19 protein-coding genes and 1 other RNA gene are annotated in these 19,663 nt (G+C 61.0%); 9 read left to right on the top strand and 11 right to left on the bottom strand.

All coding sequences use genetic code 11. The features are described from left to right. Window positions 1–98 precede the first annotated feature (98 nt). The gene (locus JF539_RS20865) at window positions 99–458 is read left to right on the top strand and encodes a hypothetical protein (protein WP_207142669.1); all 360 of its coding nucleotides are present in this window, start codon (window positions 99–101) and stop codon (window positions 456–458) included. Here the strand turns inward: JF539_RS20865 and JF539_RS20860 are convergent. From JF539_RS20860 to JF539_RS20845, 4 genes are all read right to left on the bottom strand, one after another. Further along, a complete protein-coding gene (locus tag JF539_RS20860; protein ID WP_207142668.1) occupies window positions 455–850 on the bottom strand; it encodes a hypothetical protein in 396 nt (131 codons plus the stop codon). The genes JF539_RS20865 and JF539_RS20860 overlap by 4 nt on opposite strands. After that, window positions 840–1,100: a hypothetical protein gene (locus tag JF539_RS20855; RefSeq protein ID WP_207142667.1), complete on the bottom strand. Its 261-nt coding sequence runs from the start codon at window positions 1,098–1,100 to the stop codon at window positions 840–842. Before JF539_RS20855 ends, JF539_RS20860 begins: the two co-directional genes overlap by 11 nt. Before the next feature lie 120 nt (window positions 1,101–1,220). Then, an RNA gene (gene ffs, locus JF539_RS20850) (signal recognition particle sRNA small type) lies at window positions 1,221–1,318 on the bottom strand. A gap of 84 nt (window positions 1,319–1,402) precedes the next feature. Then, on the bottom strand, window positions 1,403–2,035 hold the full coding sequence (locus JF539_RS20845) for a LysE family translocator (protein ID WP_207142666.1): 633 nt from the start codon (window positions 2,033–2,035) through the stop codon (window positions 1,403–1,405). A 151-nt stretch (window positions 2,036–2,186) separates the two neighbouring features. On the opposite strand from JF539_RS20845, the gene JF539_RS20840 reads away from it, so the two are divergent. The 6 genes from JF539_RS20840 to JF539_RS20815 all read left to right on the top strand — a co-directional run bounded on the left by JF539_RS20840 (window position 2,187) and on the right by JF539_RS20815 (window position 7,750). Then, the gene (locus JF539_RS20840) at window positions 2,187–2,606 is read left to right on the top strand and encodes an HIT domain-containing protein (RefSeq protein ID WP_207142665.1); all 420 of its coding nucleotides are present in this window, start codon (window positions 2,187–2,189) and stop codon (window positions 2,604–2,606) included. Between the two features lie 99 nt (window positions 2,607–2,705). Further along, on the top strand, window positions 2,706–3,653 hold the full coding sequence (nudC, locus tag JF539_RS20835; protein WP_207142664.1) for an NAD(+) diphosphatase: 948 nt from the start codon (window positions 2,706–2,708) through the stop codon (window positions 3,651–3,653). Continuing rightward, complete coding sequence (locus JF539_RS20830; RefSeq protein WP_207142663.1) at window positions 3,650–4,228, top strand: histidine phosphatase family protein; 579 nt, start codon at window positions 3,650–3,652, stop codon at window positions 4,226–4,228. The genes nudC and JF539_RS20830 overlap by 4 nt, the downstream gene beginning before the upstream one ends. A gap of 66 nt (window positions 4,229–4,294) precedes the next feature. Beyond that, entirely contained in the window at window positions 4,295–5,509 is a 1,215-nt protein-coding gene (locus JF539_RS20825) for a lytic murein transglycosylase (RefSeq protein ID WP_207142662.1), read from the top strand. Between the two features lie 101 nt (window positions 5,510–5,610). Continuing rightward, entirely contained in the window at window positions 5,611–6,876 is a 1,266-nt protein-coding gene (locus tag JF539_RS20820; RefSeq protein ID WP_207142661.1) for a SulP family inorganic anion transporter, read from the top strand. Window positions 6,877–7,018: 142 nt separating this feature from the next. Further along, the gene (locus JF539_RS20815) at window positions 7,019–7,750 is read left to right on the top strand and encodes an FkbM family methyltransferase (RefSeq protein ID WP_207142660.1); all 732 of its coding nucleotides are present in this window, start codon (window positions 7,019–7,021) and stop codon (window positions 7,748–7,750) included. 4 nt (window positions 7,751–7,754) lie between these two features. On the opposite strand, the gene JF539_RS20810 is transcribed toward JF539_RS20815, so the two are convergent. The 7 genes from JF539_RS20810 to JF539_RS20780 form a co-directional block, all read right to left on the bottom strand. After that, complete coding sequence (locus JF539_RS20810; protein WP_207142659.1) at window positions 7,755–9,386, bottom strand: ABC transporter ATP-binding protein; 1,632 nt, start codon at window positions 9,384–9,386, stop codon at window positions 7,755–7,757. A gap of 11 nt (window positions 9,387–9,397) precedes the next feature. Continuing rightward, window positions 9,398–10,525, bottom strand: coding sequence for an ABC transporter permease (locus JF539_RS27755; protein WP_419247697.1), 1,128 nt, complete (start codon window positions 10,523–10,525; stop codon window positions 9,398–9,400). A 60-nt stretch (window positions 10,526–10,585) separates the two neighbouring features. Continuing rightward, on the bottom strand, window positions 10,586–11,710 hold the full coding sequence (locus tag JF539_RS20800) for a microcin C ABC transporter permease YejB (RefSeq protein ID WP_207142658.1): 1,125 nt from the start codon (window positions 11,708–11,710) through the stop codon (window positions 10,586–10,588). 67 nt (window positions 11,711–11,777) lie between these two features. After that, the gene (locus JF539_RS20795) at window positions 11,778–13,676 is read right to left on the bottom strand and encodes an extracellular solute-binding protein (protein ID WP_207142657.1); all 1,899 of its coding nucleotides are present in this window, start codon (window positions 13,674–13,676) and stop codon (window positions 11,778–11,780) included. Further along, entirely contained in the window at window positions 13,673–15,556 is a 1,884-nt protein-coding gene (locus JF539_RS20790; protein ID WP_207142656.1) for an extracellular solute-binding protein, read from the bottom strand. Before JF539_RS20790 ends, JF539_RS20795 begins: the two co-directional genes overlap by 4 nt. Window positions 15,557–15,668: 112 nt before the next feature. Further along, window positions 15,669–17,060, bottom strand: a complete 1,392-nt coding sequence (locus JF539_RS20785; protein ID WP_209017468.1) for a diguanylate cyclase — start codon at window positions 17,058–17,060, stop codon at window positions 15,669–15,671. Between the two features lie 193 nt (window positions 17,061–17,253). Continuing rightward, entirely contained in the window at window positions 17,254–17,805 is a 552-nt protein-coding gene (locus JF539_RS20780) for a c-type cytochrome (RefSeq protein ID WP_207142654.1), read from the bottom strand. A gap of 200 nt (window positions 17,806–18,005) precedes the next feature. Here JF539_RS20780 and JF539_RS20775 point away from each other — a divergent pair, with 200 nt between their 5' ends. Together JF539_RS20775 and JF539_RS20770 are read left to right on the top strand one after the other, a co-directional pair. After that, on the top strand, window positions 18,006–18,740 hold the full coding sequence (locus JF539_RS20775; RefSeq protein ID WP_207142653.1) for a 3-deoxy-manno-octulosonate cytidylyltransferase: 735 nt from the start codon (window positions 18,006–18,008) through the stop codon (window positions 18,738–18,740). A 26-nt stretch (window positions 18,741–18,766) separates the two neighbouring features. Beyond that, window positions 18,767–19,657: a prephenate dehydratase gene (locus JF539_RS20770; RefSeq protein WP_207142652.1), complete on the top strand. Its 891-nt coding sequence runs from the start codon at window positions 18,767–18,769 to the stop codon at window positions 19,655–19,657. Window positions 19,658–19,663: the final 6 nt, after the last annotated feature.

Below are 19,663 nucleotides of genomic sequence, written 5' to 3'. Positions count from 1 at the left end.
TGTTGTCGAAATTGGCCATCGGGCCCGGAACCCGAAGGCCTTTTACGGGTTTCACGAATATCCATATGTGTTCGGGACAACTCGCCTGGAGGGCCACCATGTCCGCAAATTCCAAACTCGCCAGGGATCTTGTCAGTCTGTGGTTCCAGGCCCCGATGGTCATCGCGCTCCGCTGTCAGGCCATGGCGGCGGCATCCCTGAAGGGGCAGCCGCAGGATGTCACCGAGATAAACCGGATGGTTCTGGAAAAAGCGGCGGCGGCGTTGGAAACCGCCACGGCTGTCAACACCGCGCTTGCGCGACAGGGACTGTCCGCCGTCCGGCAAATGTCGCTTGGTCAGAAACCGCGTGCCTCCACGCGCAAGGGAATTTCCCTCGGCGCCGAAACCGTGGGCCCCTATGCCAAGCGGGTGCGCTCCAACTCGCGGCGCCTGAGCCGGAAGAAGACAAAAACTTAGTCGCGAAACCGGTCCGGCATCAGAAAACTCCCGCGGGCCTGCTCCGAAGCGATTCTATCGTCCGAATACCAGGTTTTCATGAGCGCGCGCGACCGGAGGTCCGGGTTCTTTTCCAGGAAATCGTCAAAACTCTCGTGCGGTGTATCGGCCATGCGCTCGGCGAGCACACCGAGAAAGGCCAGCGTGAGCGTCGTGTTGAATTTTTCCGGCACGCCGGCTTCGGTGGCGATAGCCTGCAGCGCCGCGCCGTATTTTTGCGCGGCATCCAGAAACGGATATTTCCGGAGCATGTGGCAGGCGACGCCGATGTGATCGACATGACTGAACTCGCGCGCGTCCAGCGTCCGCGCCTCGAACCTTTCCGCCATGCCGGTGTAACCTTCAAGCGTCATTTTCGGTCCCGTCCTTCAGTTTGTGGCTGTCCGATGCGTCCAGATCCAGATCGTAAACCGCTTTAAGCTGACGGATCTTTTCGAGCGTCACGTCGGAAAACGGCGGCTTGTTCTCGAATGCGTGCAGCGCCATTCCCTCGATCAGGTCGCCAAGCGAGATGTCGAGATGCTCCGCAAGCCCTTTCAGGACCTTGAGAAGACGTTTTTCCAGACGCATGCCGGTCTGAACGCGTTCGATCGATTTTGACATGTTGTTATTTTGGTACCAATGTACCATTATGTCAATACATCGATATCGCGCGGACCAAAACGCAAAAAGCACCGCGGAAACCCGGCGGTGCTTGTCAGACGGATTGATCTGTCTTGAAGGGTGGGAGGCTGGCACGGCGACCCGTGCCGAGGCTCGTTAGGGCTGCTTCCTTCCGGACCTGACCCGGTTGGCGAGTGGCTCGTCCACCACCAACCTCCCGAGCGCCTTATATCAGATGCCCCCTGGGGTTTGGCAAGAGGGCGGGCAAGGTTTTTATTTGCCGGAAAAAGAGGGGCTTTCGTTCACGGCCTGAGCATCGCGACTTTCAAACCGAACCCCATGAAGACAGTTCCGGTAACTCCTTTCACCCACCGCTGCACGGAGGGTTTGCGGACGGCAGCCCCCATCTTTGAGAAGACGACCACCAGGGAGCCGAACCAGGCCGCATTGATCGCCGCATGAAGACCGACCAGCGACATGGCCGAGGTCACCGCCCCGTCTCCCACGGGGATGAACTGAGGAAAGGCGGCGAGGTAAAACAGCGAGACCTTGGGGTTCAGCGCGTTGGTCAAAAACCCCTCGCTGAAGGCCCGCGCCAAAGTTCGTTTCCGTTTGGCCGCCGAAACCGGAGCAGGCCGTTCCCAATGAAAGAGCGCGTCTCGCAGCGCCTTCAGGCCGATCCAGAAGAGATACGCGGCGCCGATCATCTTCACGATGAAAAAGGCCTCGGCGGAATGTACCAGGATCATCGAGATACCGAAGACGGATAGCGTCCCATGCAGAAAGAAGGCGGCGACGAATCCGGCGATGTTGACGTAGCCGGCGACCCTTCCGGACGTCGGTACCGTCTTTGCGATCAGGACCCCGTTCGGCCCCGGCGACACCACCAGCAGTACGGCGACGAACGCGAAACTCAGGATTGTTTCAAGTGACATCCGGTCTATCCATTTGCGTTTGAAGGAAAGCCACAGCCTCCTTTGGAAAAGCGTTTTCCTTCTTCACGCCTTTCCCCATATTGTAGGCACATGCAAGCGAGCCGCTTTCAGCCTGTCTCGCACCCCAATTGATAGCATCGGTTTGAGTTCCATGTCCTGCTTTACCATCAATGCCCGTCTCGAAGGCGACAGTTATTTCGTCACCAATCTGTCGCTTTGCAGCGTCCGGCTGATGAAAGACGCCAATTACCCCTGGCTGTTGCTCGTTCCCTGCAGGCCCGATCTGGTGGAAATCATCGACCTTGAAGAAGAGGACCAGCAGCAACTCATGCGCGAGATCGTCCTCGCCAGCAAAGCGCTCAGAAGCGTTACCGATTGCGAGAAGCTGAATGTCGGCGCGCTCGGCAATCAGGTCTCTCAACTGCACGTGCATGTGATCGGCCGCTTTCGCAGCGACTCGGCCTGGCCGGGCCCGGTCTGGGGTGTCGTGCCGGCGGAGCCTTACGATCCTGAAGCGGCGGAAACCCTGATCGAGCGTTTGCAGGATGAGTTGAGCGCCGACCCCGACTAGCCCTTCCCGTTCATCGGGCGCCTGTCTGGACAGGTGCCAGGCCGTACCCTAGGTTCGCTAGCAATTCGCCCTGCCACAAAGCTTTTCAAGGAACACAGCATGCGCGCCACGGCCGCCGGTCTCCATCCAATGGAGATGAGTTTTATCGGCAACACGCTCGACCGGCGGTCGACGCAGCGCGGCGACAAGGCCTGGCTTCAAGCGCTTTTGACCAAGCCGGATACCGAAATTGTGCTGTCGACCGACAAGAGCCTTGTGTTCAAGGCCGGCGACGGCGCACCGATCGGGCACAATCTGGAGCATGCGAGGAAGCTTGGGGCGTTTCCGGAGGAAATGGTCTTCCTGGGCCTGAGACCCGGCACGGGCCAGGCACTATTCGCCACAACGCTGCCGCAGAGTGACGACGACATGGCGGAGCGTCAGGATCTCCAGCTGCTGGACCTCCGTACGCTTGCTCTGCAGAACACACGCTCGGAAGAAGACCTCGGCGCCCTTGCCCAGGCCCGTGCCCTGATCCACTGGCACCGGACCCATCGTCACTGTTCCAAATGCGGTGAAAAAACCCAGTTGGCGGAAGCCGGCTACCGCCGGGACTGCCCGGCCTGCGGCTCTCCTCATTTTCCGCGCACCGACCCTTGCGTCATCATGCTGATCACCGATGGAGAGAAGGCGCTGCTCGGTCGGCCCTCCCGCCTGCCGGAAGGGCTTTTCACGACACTGGCGGGTTTCATGGAGCCCGGCGAAACCGTGGAACAGGCGGTGCGCCGCGAAACGCTGGAAGAATCCGGCATTCTCGTCGGTGACGTTCAACTCGTTTCCAACCAGCCGTGGCCCTTTCCCGCCAACCTGATGATCGGCTGCACGGGAACCGCGCTGTCCCATGACATCGAGATCGGGGACGACGAGCTGGAAGCCTGCAAATGGTGCGACCGGGACGAGGTGCGCCAGATGGTGGACGGCACACATCCGGAAGGCCACAAGATTCCACCGTCGATCTCGATTGCCTACCACCTGATCCTCGACTGGCTCGAAAACCGGTCCCGATGACCTGGTGCATTTATCTCACCCATCCGGAAGTCAGGATCGATCCGGAAATTCCGGTGCCGGAATGGGGTCTTTCGGACATCGGCCGGGCACGCGCCCGGCTGGCTTGCGACTTTCCCTTTGCCGAGCATATCCGCGACATTGTTTCGAGCGGCGAGGTGAAGGCGAAGGAAACTGCCCGGGTCTTCGCCGAAGGCTGCCCGGTCCGGATCCATATTCGCCAGGATTTGCACGAGAATGACCGCTCCGCCACCGGCTTCCTGCCACCGGCTGAATTCGAGGAAACGGCGGACCGCTTCTTTGCGGAACCGCACGCCTCCATCCGGGGCTGGGAACGGGCCATCGACGCTCAAACGCGGATCGTTTCCGGAGTTCGGGAAGCCCTTTCGGATCTCGGTCACGACGCCCCCGTGCTTTTTACCGGGCACGGCGCCGTCGGCACGCTGCTCATGTGCCATCTGATGAACGTGCCGATCTCCAGATCCCACGATCAGAAACGCGGCGGCTGCTGGTACCGGTTTGAAAGGGACTGGCTGACCTCCCAGGCGGGGCGCGATTTAAACTGGACAGAGCTCTGAGGACGGTCGGAAGCCGGGAAGCTTCGTGGTAGGCTCCGACAATATTTCACAGTCCCGGAGCCTGCCGTGATCCGCAACCTGCCGCCCGTTTTCCTTGCAGCGCTGTCCCTCCTGCTCACGCTTACGCTTAGCGCCCAGGCTGGTCAGTACGACGCCCAGTTCCGGCAATACCTGAACAGCGAAGTCGTCCCCACGGCGCGGCAGGCCGGCGTTTCCCAGGCGGTGCTGGACCGGGAACTGAAAGGGCTGACCCCGGACACTTCGCTTCCCGGCCTGGTCGGACCGGGCGGCAAGGGCAAGCCTCCGAAGGTCAACTTCCAGGCCGAGTTCAAGGCTCCCGCCCGCTATTTCCGCGACAGCCAGTTCAACGCCCTGGTGCCGCGCGGACGCAGCCTGATGAAACAGCATGCCGCGACCCTTTCCAGGATCGAAGCGAAATACGGCGTGCCGAAAAGGATTGTCCTGGCGATCTGGGCGCGGGAATCCGGCTATGGCGGCGCCAAGATCCCCTATGATGCGATCCGGGTGCTCGCGACCCAGGCGTTCATGGGACAGCGGCCGGATTTCTTCAAAGGAGAGTTGATCGCCGGTCTGAAGATCCTGCAGAACGGCGATGTCTCGCGCCGGGCCATGAAAAGCTCCTGGGGCGGCGCGATGGGCCAACCGCAATTCCTGCCGTCCTCCTTCCTGAAATACGCTGTCGATTTCGACGGCGACGGCAAGCGCAATATCTGGACCTCGCAGGTGGATACAATGGCCTCCATCGCCCATTATCTCTCCGCCCATGGCTGGGTGAAGGGCCGGGACTGGGGCTACGAGGTGATCCTGCCCGATACGGTGTCATGCACCCGGGAAGGCCCGGACAACCGGCAGAAGATCTCCCGTTTCGTGTCGGAAGGCGTCAAACGGGTGAGCGGCAAACCCTTTCCGGACCACGAGATGAACCAGCCGGGCAATATTCTTCTTCCGGCGGGCCGCTACGGGCCGGCCTTCATCGCGACGGAAAACTTCTATGTGCTGAAGGACTACAACGAGAGCGACACCTACGCGCTTTTCGTCGGTCACCTGGCGGACCGCTACGGCAACAACCGGGGCTTTTCCGGTGAATGGAAGCCGATGAAGGAGACCACAAGGGGCGCGGTGCGCAATCTGCAGCAGCGGTTGGAGAGCCTCGGCCACGATGTCGGCGGCGCGGACGGCCTGATCGGTTTCAAGACCCGCCGCTCCATCGGCAAGGATCAGGAAAAGAACGGCTTCTTCGCCACCTGCTGGGTGGGGTGACAGCCCCCGGCGCAGCGGTCTCGGGTGCCGGGCATTGCAATTTGAAGTTCGGTGGGGAAGAATAAAAACACTCCTACCTGACCTCTATTTCCGGCCCCTTCATGCGGCTTCCCAAGATCGTCACCACGATGCAGGCCTATTCCCTGCAGCTCTTCCGGGCGGATCTCTTCGCCGGGATCACCGTGGCCATGGTTGCCCTTCCGCTCAGTCTGGCGATTGCCATCGCTTCGGGCGCGGAGCCCGCGAAGGGGCTTGTCACCGCGATTGTCGGAGGGTTTTTCATCTCGCTCCTCGGCGGCAGCCGGGTGCAGATCGGCGGGCCCACGGGAGCCTTCATCGTCGTCGTCTACGGGGTTATCGCGGACCACGGCTATGACGGGCTGGTGCTGGCGACGCTAATGGCCGGGCTGATGCTGCTCGTCGCCGGTTATTTCCGGATCGGCAATCTGATCCGCTACGTGCCTGAAGCGGTGGTCAACGGATTTACCATCGGCATCGCCATCGTGATCGCGTCCAGCCAGATCAAGGACTTTTTCGGCCTGACAACCGGAGAGGTTCCGGCGGATTTTCTGGAAAAAGTCCCGGTTCTCTGGGAGGCGCGCGACACCGCCACGTCGGCGGCCTTCGTGATCGCCGTCGTGACACTCGTGCTGATCGTCCTTCTCCGGCGGCTGGCGCCGAAATTTCCCGGTCTGATCGTGGCGGTCACCGCCGGCTCGCTCGCAGCCTTCCTGTTTGCCCTGCCCGTCGAGACAATCGCCTCCCGCTTCGGCGCGCTGCCGAACACGCTGCCGGTCCCGTCGCTGCCGTCCGTCTCCATGGACCGGATCGTCGAACTCTTCCCCTCGGCCCTCGTGATCGCGTTTCTGGCCGGGGTCGAGTCGCTTCTTTCGGCGATGGTGGCCGACCGCATGATCGAGGGCCAGCACCGGCCGAACGCGGAGGTGATCGCCCAGGGCGGCGCGAATATCGCCTCCGCTCTATTCGGAGGGCTTCCGGCGACCGGAGCCATCGCCCGGACCGCAACCAACGTCCGGGCGGGTGGCAAGACGCCGGTGGCCGGGCTGGTTCATGCGCTCACCATCCTCGTGGTGATGCTGGTGGCCGCGCCTCTGGCCGGCTACCTCGCGCTGCCCGCCATGGCGGCGCTTTTGATGCTGACGGCCTGGAACATGAGCGAACCGCACAAGTGGCGGAGCTACCTCGAAGCTCCAATGACCGACCGGCTTCTGCTCTTGACCACGCTGGTTCTGACCGTGCTGATCGACCTGACCGTCGCCATAGGCGTCGGCGTGACCGTCGGTCTGGCTCTGCGTCTCAGGGAGCGCAGGAAGCCGCCCGACGACTGGTCGGTGCCGAAGCGTTGAGCCTTGCCCAACGGGTTCTCCGTGCACCTGTGACCGGCCTTCCGGAAATCATGCCGCATTATTTCTGAAGTTTTCCGCTTTTCATTTTCCGCCGGTCCACGTAGGTGAATGGCTAGACTTTATTTCTAGCGAAACTTCGGGAATGAAATCCTTCAAAGCGAGATATCTGCGGTTCTGGAAATCGGTGGCCAAGCGGTCCCGTAGGTTCCGGCTCTATACGCATTCCCATCACGGCCGCATGTTGCTGGACATGAGCGAACCGACTTCCCGGGAGCTCTGGGCCGGCTACATGTATGAAACGAAGCATTATGCGCTCGTCGAAGACGCCCTGAAGACGGAGCCCGCGGACGTCTTTTACGATATCGGCGCGAACTGGGGCGGGTTTTCGCTCTGCGCGGCCCGGGCGGGCTGCCCCCGGATCGAGGCTTTCGAGCCGAACCGGAAGGTCTTCGGCAGTCTTGCGGCCAATATCCTTCTCAACAATTTTCAGGACCGGATCAGGGCCTGGAACATCGCCGCCGGTGCCGAGGACGAGAGCGGCTATCTGGCGATCGATCCACGCGCGACGGATGTGTCCAGCCTGTCGCCGGAGCGCATGCCGGAAAAATGGGTCTACAGCGACAGGCAGGATTGCCTGATCCGGCGTGTGGACCGGTTTCTACCGGTTTCGGGGAAATCGGTGTTCATCAAGATCGACGTCGAAGGCCACGAGATCGAAGTCTTGAAAGGCCTCACGGAAATCCTGCAGGCGAACCGGGTGCGGATACTCGTCGAAACCCTCGGCAACCGGGAGTTCGACGCGGCGGCCGAACGGGATTACGGTCTCAAGGTGCTGAAACGCATGGGCAAGAACATCTACCTGGCGAACGGCTGATCCTTTAAACGCTGACCACACCCTCCGGCGCCGTTTCCAGCCGGAAGGCCGCCGCCATGAGCGCCTTGGTGTAATCGGTCCGCGGGCTGTCGAAGATCTGTTCGGCCGGGCCGGATTCGACCACCTTGCCCTGGCGCATGACGATGACTTCATTGGCGAGCGCCCGAACCACCTTCAGGTCGTGGGAAATGAACAGATAGGCAAGCCCGTGGGCCTTCTGCAGATCGCGCAGGAGATCGACCACCTGGGCCTGCACGCTCATGTCGAGCGCCGAGGTCGGTTCGTCCAGCATGACGAATTTCGGCTCCAGAACCATCGCCCGGGCAATGGAGATCCGCTGGCGCTGTCCACCGGAAAACTCGTGCGGATAGCGGTGCCGGGTAGAGGCATCGAGGCCGACTTCCTCCAGGGCCTTGGCCACCTTGCGGTCGCGCTCGGCGGCCGAAATCCCGGAAAAATGCACCTGCAGCCCCTCGCCGACGATATCGGCGACCGACATGCGCGGGCTGAGCGCGCCGTAGGGGTCCTGGAACACGATCTGCATGTCCCGCCGCAGCGGGCGCATTTCCTCCCAGGAATTGGTCTGGATGTCCTTGCCGTTGAAGGCGATGCGGCCGGTTGAGGAAATCATGCGCAGGATCGCGAGGCCCAGGGTCGTCTTGCCGGAGCCGCTCTCGCCGACGATGCCGAGCGTCTGTCCCTCGCGCACCTCGATATCGATGCCGTCCACCGCCTTGATGTGATCCACCGTCCTGCGCAACAGGCCGCGCTTGACCGGGAACCAGACCTTGAGGTCGTCGGCCTGGACAACTATCGGCTTGTCCTTGTCGGTCGCCGGCGGTTCGCCCTTGGGTTCGGCGGCCAGGAGATGCCTGGTGTAGGCATGTTGCGGGGTGTCGAAGATTTCAGCGACCGGCCCCTGCTCGACGATTTCGCCCTTGGTCATGACACAGACCCGGTCGGCGAACTTGCGCACGATGCCGAGGTCATGGGTGATGAACAGCATGGCCATGCCGGCCTGGCGCTGCAGGTCCTTCAGAAGCTCCAGGATCTGCGCCTGGACGGTCACATCCAATGCCGTGGTCGGTTCGTCCGCAATCAGCAGGTCCGGCTCGTTGGCGAGCGCCATGGCGATCATCACGCGCTGGCGCTGGCCGCCGGACAACTGGTGCGGATAGGACTTCAGCCGTGTCTCCGGATCCCGGATCCCGACCTGGTTGAGGAGTTCCAGAACCCGTTCGCGGGCCTGCGCGTCGCCCATGCCGCGGTGGATCTTCAGAATTTCCGCGATCTGCTTTTCCACCTGATGCAGCGGGTTGAGCGAGGTCATCGGCTCCTGAAAGATCATCGACACCGCGTTGCCGCGCACCTTGCGCATTTCGCTGTCACCGGCCTGAAGCAGGTCCTTCCCGTTCATCACGATCCGGCCCGAGGGATGAGAGGCGGCGGGATAGGGCAGCAGTTTCAGGATCGAGAGCGCCGACACCGACTTGCCGGAGCCGCTTTCACCCACCAGAGCGACGGTTTCACCCTTCTTGATGTCGAAGGAGATCCGGTCGACGGCAAGGGTCTCCCTGCCGCCCTGGGTAAAGGCGACGGAGAGATCTTCAACGGACAGGAGTGTTTCTTGTGTCACTTGGGATTTCCTTATCCGAGGCTCTTGCGCGGATCGAAGGCATCGCGCACGGCCTCGCCGATGAATATCAGCAGGCTGAGCATCAGCGAGATCACGATGAAGCCGGTAATGCCGAGCCACGGCGCCTGAAGATTGTTCTTGCCCTGGGCCAGGAGTTCGCCGAGCGAGGCCGATCCGGGCGGCAGGCCGAAGCCGAGAAAGTCCAGCGCGGTCAGGGTCGAGATCGAACCGTTCAGGATGAACGGCATGAAGGTCAGGGTCGCGACCATGGCATTCGGCAACAGGTGCCGCCACATGATCACCGGATTGGAAACGCCCAGCGCGCGGGCCGCCGAGATATATTCGAAGTTCCGGCCGCGCAGGAATTCCGCCCGGACCACGCCGACCAGCGCCACCCAGGAAAACGCGAGCAGGATCGTGAACAGCGTCCAGAAGCCCGGCACGAGGAACGAAGACACGATCAGGATCAGGTAGAGCGTCGGGATCGCCGTCCAGATTTCGATGAAGCGCTGGAAGATGAGATCGACCCAGCCGCCGTAATAGCCCTGCACGGCCCCCGCCGCGATGCCGATGACGGAGGACGCGAGCGTCAGCGCCAGGCCGAACAGCACCGAGATGCGGAAGCCGTAGACAAGACGCGCCAGAACGTCCCTGCCCTGATCGTCCGTGCCGAGCCAGTTCCAGTTGCCGATCACGCAATTGGGATCGTCCGCGCCCTGCGGATAGCGCGAACAGCGCTCTTCCTTGTCCATCGTCCAGGAGGGTGGGGCCGGCGCGGGCACCGGGATGTCGTGATTGACGGTCCGGTAGGAATAGCGCACCGGTGGCCACAGCATCCAGCCGTTGGCCGCGATCTCCTCCTGGATGAACGGATCGCGGTAGTCGGTCACCGCCAGAAAGCCGCCGAATTTTTCCTCCGGATAGTCGACGAAGACCGGCGCGAGCAACTCGCCCTTGTAGGAAACGAGGATCGGCCGGTCGTTGGTCAGAAACTCCGCCCCCATGCCCATGACGAACAGGACAAGGAAAATCCACAAGGACCAGTAGCCGCGCCTGTTGGCCTTGAAATTCGCCAGCCGGCGCTGGTTGATCGGCGACAGCCGCATCTTTGCCGGCGGCGGCGAGGTCTCCTCCGGCATCGGATTGAGCACATCGTAGCCGGCGTTTTCCATATCCTTGGAGAGGCGTGAATCCATGGCTCAGACCTCCCGGCTCTCGAAATCGATCCGGGGATCGATCCAGGTGTAGGTCAGGTCGGAGACCAGGTTCACCAGAAGGCCCATGAGCGAGAATATGTACAGGGTTGCGAAGACCACCGCGTAATCCCGGTTGATCACGGACTCAAAGCCGAGCAGCCCGAGACCATCGAGCGAGAAGATCGTTTCAATCAGCAGGGAACCGGCGAAGAAGGACGAAATGAAGGCCCCGGGAAAACCCGCGACGACGATCAGCATGGCATTGCGAAAGACGTGGCCGTAAAGCACCTGTTGCTCGGTAAGGCCCTTGGCTCTCGCCGTGATCACATACTGCTTGCGGATCTCGTCCAGAAACGAATTCTTGGTCAGAAGCGTTGTGGTGGCGAAGGCCGACAGGACCATCGCGGTCAGGGGCAGTGCCAGATGCCAGAAGTAGTCGGCAATGCGGGCCGGCCAGGAAAGCTCCTCCCAGTTGTCGGAGACAAGGCCCCGCAAGGGGAAAAGATCCCAGAAGGACCCGCCGGCGAACAGCACGATGAGAAGGACGGCGAACAGGAAGCCCGGAATGGCATAGGCCACGACGATGATCCCGGAAGTCCAGACGTCGAAGCGGGAGCCGTCCGCGACCGCCTTGCGGATGCCCAGCGGGATCGACACCAGATAGGAGATCAGCGTCATCCAGATGCCGAGCGATATGGAAACGGGCAGTTTTTCCGCGATCAGGTCCAGAATGCGAATATCGCGGAAATAGCTCTCGCCGAAATCGAACCTTGCATAGTTCCAAAGCATGCTCAGGAAACGCTCGAGCGGCGGCTTGTCGAAACCGAACTGGGCCTCCAGTTCCTCGATGAATTCCGGATCGAGCCCCTGTGCCCCCCGGTATTTCGAGGTCACGCTGTCGGCGGAAGCCGCGCCGCTGCCGCCGGAGGCGTCGTTGCCCGAGCCGAGCATGTCGCCGCCACCGCCGCTGATGCGCGACGTCGCAGAAACGTCCGTCCCCTGAAGCTGGGCGATGACCCGCTCGACAGGACCGCCCGGCGCGAACTGGATGACGACGAAGTTGATGGCCATGATCCCGACCAGCGTCGGGATCATCAGGAGCAAGCGGCGGAGGATATAGGCGCCCATCGGGTCGGTATATTCCCTTTTTTCTATGGCCTTCTAAGACGGACCTGAGGATTCACGTTTGCGGAGATTACCCGCCTTTGCCGAGTTTTTTCGCCTTTTCCGCGTCTATCCACCAGAGTTCTTCGACGGGAAAGAAATAACGCGGTGTCTTTTCCGGATAGCCGTAAACGTCCCACATGGCGACATTGTGGGACGCCTTGGTCCACTGCGGTATCCAGTAGTAACCGGCCCTCAGCACCCGGTCCAATGCCTTGGCGGCCGTGTTCATCTCCGCGCGCGATTGCGCGGCGATGATCTTGTCGAGCAACGCATCCACCACGGGGCTCGCGATGCCCGCGGTGTTGTAGGTCCCCGGCGTCTCCGCGGCCCTTGATCCCCACATCTGACGAATGGAATCGGAAAGCGTCGGTTCGAGCGAATACCTGCGGCTGGCGATATCGAAGTCGAAGTCGTTCAACCGCGCCTGGTACTGGGCCGGATCGACAATGCGCAGGCTGGCCTTGATCCCCAGCCGTTCGAGATTCTTCAGGAACGGGTTGGTAATCCGCTCGAAAAGAGCGGTATTGTTGATGAACTCGATCGTGAGCGGCTTGCCGTCGGGCCCGATCAGCTCCGTGCCCTTGCGCACGTAACCCGCCTCCTTGAGGAGTTTTGCCGCCTCGGCCAGCAATTTGCGGTCGAAGCCGGACCCGTCGCTGACCGGCGGCACGAGCACTTCACCGAAAACGGATGCGGGCAGCTCTTCGCGATATGGCTCCAGCAGCGCCAGTTCGTCCGGAGAAGGCACGCCTTGCGCCTTCATGTCGGAGTTTTCGAAAAAGGATTCCGTTCTCTTGTACAAACCGTAAAAGAGCGACTGATTGGACCACTCGAAATCGAAGGCGTAGCCCAGCGCCTGCCGGACCCTCGGATCCTTGAATTTCTCCCGGCGGGTGTTGATGAACCAGCCCTGCGCGCCCGAGGGGCGTCCGTCGGGAAACTCCCGGCGCACGACCCGACCGTCCTCGAATGCCGGAAAATTATACTCCGTCGCCCAGTTCTTGGAGGAGAACTCCTCGCGGTACAACAGTTCGCCCTTCTTGAAGGCCTCGAAACCCACCTGACGCTCGCGGTAAAATTCCACCCGGATCGTCGTGAAATTGAACCGGCCGGCCATGACGGGCAGATCTTTGCCCCAGTAGTGCTCCACCTGATGATACTCGACATAGCGCCCGACCGCGTGACTGCCGACCTTGAACGGTCCAGAGGAGAGCGGCGGCGTCAGGGTCGACTGCTTGAACTCATAGGCCGTGTAGTAGCGTTTCGACAGGATGGGGTAGGACGACGCGATCTGAAGCGGAAGACTGCGGGCCTGGCTGCCGTCGAAATGCAGGGCGACCCGGTGCTCGTCCAGAACTTCCGCGTCTTTCAGCACGGCCAGCGGCTGGCTCAACAGCGGATGCCCGTCCGCTTTCAGGAGCATCAGGGAAAAGGCAACGTCATTTGCGGTCAGTCTAGAGCCGTCATGGAACTTGGCTTCCGGGCGCAGATTGAACGTGAAGCTGTTGCCGTCCTCGGAGATCTCAACCGTTTCGGCGACGAGCCCGTAAACCGCATCCGGCTCGTCCCAGGCGCGCACCATGAGCGTGTCGAAGCACAGCTCCATGCGCGGCGGGGCGTCGCCCTTCAAGATAAAGGAATTGAAGGTGTTGTAGGTCTGCGGATTCTGATTGTAGTACCAGTAAGGCGCCTGAAACGAAAAGGTTCCGCCTTTCGGAGCCTGCGGATCGACATAGTCGAAGTAAGCGAAATCCGGCCCGTATTTCAGATCCCCGAAAACGGACAGGCCGTGCCGGGGTGTTCCCGGCGCAACGCCTCCGGCAGTCTGCGCGGCCGCCGAAGCAGCCCAGGGAAGGGACGAGGTCAGGGCCGCCGCACCGGTCAGTTTCAGGACTTGCCGGCGGGAGGGAGTGAAGGGCCGGCTCATTTGGCGGCTCCGGTCTTTGCGGCGAGTTCCTCATCGTACCACCAGATGTCCGGGAAGCCGGTTCCATATTCCGGCATCTTCTCCGGATGGGCAAACCGGTTCCAGCGGGCGGTGCGGGTTTCGTCGGAATAAAATTGCGGCACGACGTAGTGGTTCCACAAAAGGACCCGGTCAAGCGCATGGGTGGCGGCCACGAGCGTTTCCCGGTCCTCGGCGAAGATCACCTTGTCGATGAGCTTGTCAATCGCCGGATTCTTGATCCCGGCGTAATTGGCCGAACTCGGATTGTCGGCCGACTCGCTTCCCCAGTACTCCCGCTGTTCATTGCCCGGCGACAGGGACTGTCCGACTGCCAGGACCACCGTGTCGAAATCCCGGCTCCGGACACGGTTGACATACTGGGAGACATCGATCAGGCGCAGGACCGGCTTGATGCCGATGCTTTCCAGGTTCTTGGCGTACGGCAGCAGGGTCCGCTCCCTGCCCTTGTCGGTATAGAGAAACTCGATGGTGAACTGTTCACCCGTCTTGGGGTCGATCATCTTGCGGTCTTTGAGCTCATAGCCCGCCTTGCGGAAAAGCTTCACCGCCTCGCGCAGGTTCGCGCGGACATTCTGCGGATTGCCGCCAACCGGGTTCTGGTATTCCTCGGTGAAGACCTCCGGAGGCACCATGTCCCGGACCTCTTCCAGGATCTCCAGTTCCTTGCCTTCCGGCAGTCCGGATGAGGCAAGCTCGGTACCGGCGAAATAGGAGTTGACCCGTTTCAGGAGATTGGCGGACACGATCTCATTTGTGGTTTCGAAATCATAGGCGTAGTTGAGCGCCTGCCGGATATCCGGGTTCTGGAATTTTTCCCGGCGCAGGTTCAGAAAGAAGCCCTGCATCACACCGGAGGAATTGTCGGGAAAAATCTCCTTGACGACACGGCCGTCGCGGGTCGCGGGAAAGTCGTAACGCTTGGCCCACTGGCTGGAGCTGCGTTCGACATGATAATCGTACTGATCGCCCTTGAAGGCCTCGAACCGCACGGCATCGTCGAGGAAGGAGATATAGCGGATCTCGTCGAAATTGTGGGTGCCGGCGCGGATCGGAAGGTTCTTGCCCCAGTAGTCCTCGACGCGGGTGTAAATCACTTGCCGGTTCGGCGAGAATTCCTTGATCTTGTAGGGACCCGACCCGAGCGGCGGTTCCAGGCTCGCCCTTGAAATGTCGCGGGCTCTGCCCTTGTCGTCGGTTCCGTTCCACCAGTGTTTCGGCAGGACGGTCAGTTGCCCCATGATCTTGGGCAGTTCGCGGTTGCCCGACGTGTCGAAGGTGAACCGGATTGTCCTGTCGCCGACGATCTCAACCGAGGATACATTCTGATAATAGAACTTCCGCCGGGGATCGAGTTCTATGGCCTTTTCGAACGACCAGACCACATCCTCTGCCGTCACCGGCTCCCCGTCATGCCATCGGGCGTCCGGATTCATTCTGTACTCGACCCATGAAAAGTCGTCCGGAAAGCGAACCGCCTCGGCGAGAACACCGTATTGCGCGCTGATGTCCTCCTCGTCGAGGGAAGGCTCCATCAGGCTTTCGTAAACGGTGAGGATACCGGGTGCGGCATGTCCCTTTTGAGCGAGGATGTTGAACGTGTCGAAGCCGCCGCTGCTTGCCAGCCTGACCGTGCCCCCCTTTGGGGCGTCCGGATCGACATAATCGAAATGGGTGACCTCAGGGCCGTATTTCGGCGTGCCCGTGAGTGCCGTGGCATGATGCCATTCCGGTTCTTCGGCATTTGCGGCTGGAACCGCAGTCAGTCCGCTGATGGACATTGCTCCGGCAAACGCCAGACCCGCGGCCGTTTTCTTCCACGCACACCACCTGAACGCCATCGGCTTCTCTGTCCCTTTCCGGTTTCGAATTCCAGATCCACTGGAAATTACCAACCTAGTTTAGGGATGCGCCGGCCGGACGTCACCTGCTGGTTGCCTAAATGACAGAAATTTAACCCGCCTGGGGAAGACCTTTTTCCGGAATGTCGCGCGGGTTTTTCTTGGATCTCGCCTTGTGGGCATACATGCGCCCGTCCGCGATGCGCAGCAGATCGTCCACGGTCGACGCATCTCCGGGATAGCTGGCGCTGCCGAAACTGGCCTTCACGTTGATCCGGGCTCCGGCGCATTCAAAGGCTTTTGAAACCTTGTCGGAGAGGCGTTTTTGGAACCCTTCCTTCTCCTGGCGCCGCATGTTGCCGGGCGTCAGGACGATGAACTCGTCTCCACCGACCCGGGCGACCGTGTCCGACTGCCTGACCTCGTTCAGCAGTCTCTGGCCGACTTCGATCAGAAGCTTGTCGCCCACGCCGTGGCCGAAATTGTCGTTGACCGGTTTGAAGGCATCCAGATCGACGTAAAAGATCTCGAAGCCGGCCCCGGAGCGGTTACACTGCACCGCCATCTGCTGCATGCGTTCCTCGAGAAGCCTCCGGTTCGCCAGCCCCGTGAGCGGATCGTGGAGCGCCATGGAGCGAACCTTGTAGACCTCGCTGATCAGCAAAAAGGTCAGCGCGCCGAAGATCAGGGATATCGCGAAACCGACGACCCGGGTGATCAGGACATTGTCGCTCGAGTTCTCCCATCCGGCCTGCGGATATCCGAGCACTTCCCAATTCAACCCGCCCGGCAGGTTCAACGGCACGGAGACATAATCCTTGCCCTGAAAGTTCTGATTGCCGAAGACCACTGTGTTGCCGCTCTCGTGCGCGGTCTTGTCGATGATGGAAATCAGGGTTCCGTTGACACTGTTTTCGATGCCGGCGGATGCCATCACCGCCTCGATGTCGAGGATGAGTGTCGCGGTTCCCCAGTAGGAGCGTTCGTCGACCGATTGCCCGGGATAGGCTGCCGGAAAAACGGGGATCCGGATCATCAGAGCCCGGCCGCCCTGAACCAGTGCCGTCGGTCCGGCGATGACAACCTGCCGCGATTGCATCGCTTCGTTGACCGCCGGCCACTGCAAAGCGTTCGTGCGGTAATCGAGACCGAGCGCCGCCTTGTTGGGCTCGGAGGGAAAAACGGCGCGGACGACGTTGTCCGGAGCCAGACCGATGGACCGGATCGCCGGATTTTCCTCAAGCAGATCGATTGCGATCTCCCTGAATTCGGCTGCTTCGAACGCCTGCTTGTCGAACTGGGCAACGTAGGCTTTTATTCCGACGCCGTGCGCGACGGTCCGGTTGAATTCGCCTTCGAGGCGCGCCCTCGCCTCCGACAGGCTGGCCGTCGCCTGGCGCTTGTGCTGCAGGACGTGTTCCCTCTGCACCAGCGCACCGATGTGAGCCGTCACCGCGATGCCGGTCAGAAAGCAGGCAGCCGCGACAGCGAATGCGACAAGCACGCCATTCAACCTGAAGAATGCATCTCGAGAAACGCTTAAACCCATCCGGTTCCTGCCCGACCAGAGCCCCACTCCGCTACAATACTACGTTACGTCAACTTTGTTAATTTTTCCCACCTTTGTCCCAAAAAAAGCCGGGCTCGAAAACCCGGCTTTCCGTTCGCCAAAGCGAAAGGTCTGACTTGAATGCAGCTTATTCCGTCGGCAGCGGTGCCGGGGAATCGTCCTGCTGGCGCAGATAGGCAATGAGATCCGCACGATCCTCGGGCTTGCGCAGACCGTTAAAGCTCATGGAAGTTCCGTCTATGAACTTCTTCGGCGACTCAAGGAAGTGATCGAGCTCCTCATAGGTCCACTCCGGGTTTTCCGCACCGAAGGCCTGCATCGCCGAGGAGTAGCCGAACCCATCGTGACCGCCGGGAGCGCGACCGATGACACCCCAAAGCAACGGGCCGACCTTGTTCTTGCCGTCCTGCGTGAAATCGTGACAGGCCGCGCATTTCTTTGCGACCTTTTCGCCTTTTTCCGCCGATGCCTCGATCAGACGCTCGGAGATCGGAGCGACTTCCGGAACCGCCTCGACTTCCGAGGTCGAATCCTCGGCGGATGCAAGCACGATTTCATATCCCGGTTTGCCCGGAATTGTCGGCTTAAAGATAATGTCGGAAACGATCCCCACTCCCATCGTCAGAATAAGAACCATCAGGACCGCACCCGCGGCCTTGTTCAACGTGAACGAATCCATTCTCTCCGGCTCCAAGCTCATACGCGTCCTGGTCCGCCGCATCTGACGGCGAACCCTATCAGCTTTACCAAATTTGCCGGAACCTACAAATTTTTTGACCTTGCTGTCCATAGCTTTAAAAGGACAACTGTTACGACAAACGGACGCGGTGTGCGTTTTTATGCCCTTCGCAGCTCTGTCCGGCCACTCGGAGACCCTTTTTGACTTCTGCTCTCGTTCTCATTCCCGCCCGCTTGTCCGCCACCCGCCTGCCGCGAAAGCCGCTTGCCGACATTTGCGGGAAACCGATGATCGTGCGGGTTCTGGAACAGGCTCTCAACGCGGATATCGGTCCTGTTGCGGTTGCCTGCGACAACCAGGACATTGCGGACGCCGTTCAGGACCACGGCGGCACGGCCGTCTTGACCCGGTCCGACCACGCCTCGGGGTCCGACCGCATTTTCGAGGCCGCGGAACGTCTTGACCCGGACGGCAGGCATGACACCGTGCTCAACGTCCAGGGGGACGTTCCGCTTATCGCACCCGAGGCAATTCGAGCGGCCTTCACGCCTTTGACGGTTGCCGAAGTCTCCATCGGCACCATCATGACGCAATTCACGGACCCCGAAGTCCGCGACAACCCGAACAGCGTCAAGGCCGTCACGACCCCCAACGGGCTGGGCCATCACCGCGCCCTTTATTTCACCAGGACGACCGCGCCCTGGGGGGACGGGCCTCACTTTCATCACATCGGCATCTATGCCTACCGCCGCGCGGCGCTCGCCCGGTTCGTTCAGCTTCCTCCATCCCCCCTTGAGCAGCGCGAGAAGCTCGAGCAGTTGCGCGCGCTGGAGGCCGGTATGCGGATCGATGTTTCAATTGTCGACAGCGCGCCCATGGACGTGAACACTCCGGAAGACCTCGAGCGCGCGCGCGCGGCCTACGAACACCAATGACCAACTCGCTGCTGGCGGAAAGACCAATGACAGACAGAAAAAAAATCGTATTTCAGGGAGAAACCGGCGCCAATTCCCATATGGCCTGCCGGAGCGTCTATCCGGATTACGAGGCAATCCCTTGCGCGACCTTCGAGGATTGCTTCTCGGCGATGTCCGACGGCAGCTCGGATCTCGCGATGATTCCGATCGAAAACTCCGTCGCCGGCCGGGTCGCCGACATTCATCACCTCCTGCCGAAATCGGGCCTGCACATCATCGGCGAATACTTCATGCCGATCCGCTTTCAGCTGATGGCGCCCAGGGGCGCGAAGATTTCGGAGTTGAAGAAGGTCCAGAGCCATATTCACGCGCTCGGCCAGTGCCGCAATGTCATCCGGGAACTCGGGCTGACCGCGGTGGTCGGCGGTGACACAGCCGGATCCGCCCGCCAGATCGCCGAGCTGAACGATCCGAGCGTCGGGGCTCTTGCGCCGGAAATGGCGGCGGAAATCTACGACCTCGACATCCTGCGCCGGGACGTCGAGGACGCCGCCCACAATACGACACGGTTTGTTATCCTGTCCCGTGAGAAGATGGAGGCGGCGCATAACGGACAGCCGGTCATCACCACGTTCGTCTTCCGGGTGCGCAACGTTCCGGCAGCGCTTTACAAGGCGCTTGGCGGGTTTGCCACCAACGGGGTGAACATGACCAAATTGGAGTCCTATCAGCTTGAGGGCCAGTTTTTCGCGTCGATGTTCTATGCGGACGTGGAGGGGCATCCGGATGACCCGTCCGTGGCCCTCGCTTTGGAGGAACTTGCCTTTTTCTGCGCGGAACTCAACGTTCTGGGTGTCTATCGCGCGAGCCCTTTCAGGGACAAGATCAAGGAACCGGAAGCCAATCGCGCCCTGAGACCCAACCCCTATTCGTGACTTCGC

The sequence above is a fragment of the Roseibium aggregatum genome (assembly GCF_017309185.1).
Classification (GTDB): domain Bacteria; phylum Pseudomonadota; class Alphaproteobacteria; order Rhizobiales; family Stappiaceae; genus Roseibium; species Roseibium aggregatum_B.
The sequence above is the reverse complement of the archived record's forward strand: the minus strand, read 5'-3'. Positions and strand labels throughout refer to the sequence as shown.

Coding starts and splice junctions, on each gene's coding strand:
- JF539_RS20865 (WP_207142669.1), top strand. CDS start 99: ATGTCCGCAAATTCCAAACTCGCCAGGGATCTTGTCAGTCTGTGGTTC.
- JF539_RS20860 (WP_207142668.1), bottom strand. CDS start 850: ATGACGCTTGAAGGTTACACCGGCATGGCGGAAAGGTTCGAGGCGCGG.
- JF539_RS20855 (WP_207142667.1), bottom strand. CDS start 1,100: ATGTCAAAATCGATCGAACGCGTTCAGACCGGCATGCGTCTGGAAAAA.
- JF539_RS20845 (WP_207142666.1), bottom strand. CDS start 2,035: ATGTCACTTGAAACAATCCTGAGTTTCGCGTTCGTCGCCGTACTGCTG.
- JF539_RS20840 (WP_207142665.1), top strand. CDS start 2,187: ATGTCCTGCTTTACCATCAATGCCCGTCTCGAAGGCGACAGTTATTTC.
- nudC (WP_207142664.1), top strand. CDS start 2,706: ATGCGCGCCACGGCCGCCGGTCTCCATCCAATGGAGATGAGTTTTATC.
- JF539_RS20830 (WP_207142663.1), top strand. CDS start 3,650: ATGACCTGGTGCATTTATCTCACCCATCCGGAAGTCAGGATCGATCCG.
- JF539_RS20820 (WP_207142661.1), top strand. CDS start 5,611: ATGCGGCTTCCCAAGATCGTCACCACGATGCAGGCCTATTCCCTGCAG.
- JF539_RS20815 (WP_207142660.1), top strand. CDS start 7,019: ATGAAATCCTTCAAAGCGAGATATCTGCGGTTCTGGAAATCGGTGGCC.
- JF539_RS27755 (WP_419247697.1), bottom strand. CDS start 10,525: ATGCCGGAGGAGACCTCGCCGCCGCCGGCAAAGATGCGGCTGTCGCCG.
- JF539_RS20800 (WP_207142658.1), bottom strand. CDS start 11,710: ATGGGCGCCTATATCCTCCGCCGCTTGCTCCTGATGATCCCGACGCTG.
- JF539_RS20795 (WP_207142657.1), bottom strand. CDS start 13,676: ATGAGCCGGCCCTTCACTCCCTCCCGCCGGCAAGTCCTGAAACTGACC.
- JF539_RS20790 (WP_207142656.1), bottom strand. CDS start 15,556: ATGGCGTTCAGGTGGTGTGCGTGGAAGAAAACGGCCGCGGGTCTGGCG.
- JF539_RS20780 (WP_207142654.1), bottom strand. CDS start 17,805: ATGGATTCGTTCACGTTGAACAAGGCCGCGGGTGCGGTCCTGATGGTT.
- JF539_RS20770 (WP_207142652.1), top strand. CDS start 18,767: ATGACAGACAGAAAAAAAATCGTATTTCAGGGAGAAACCGGCGCCAAT.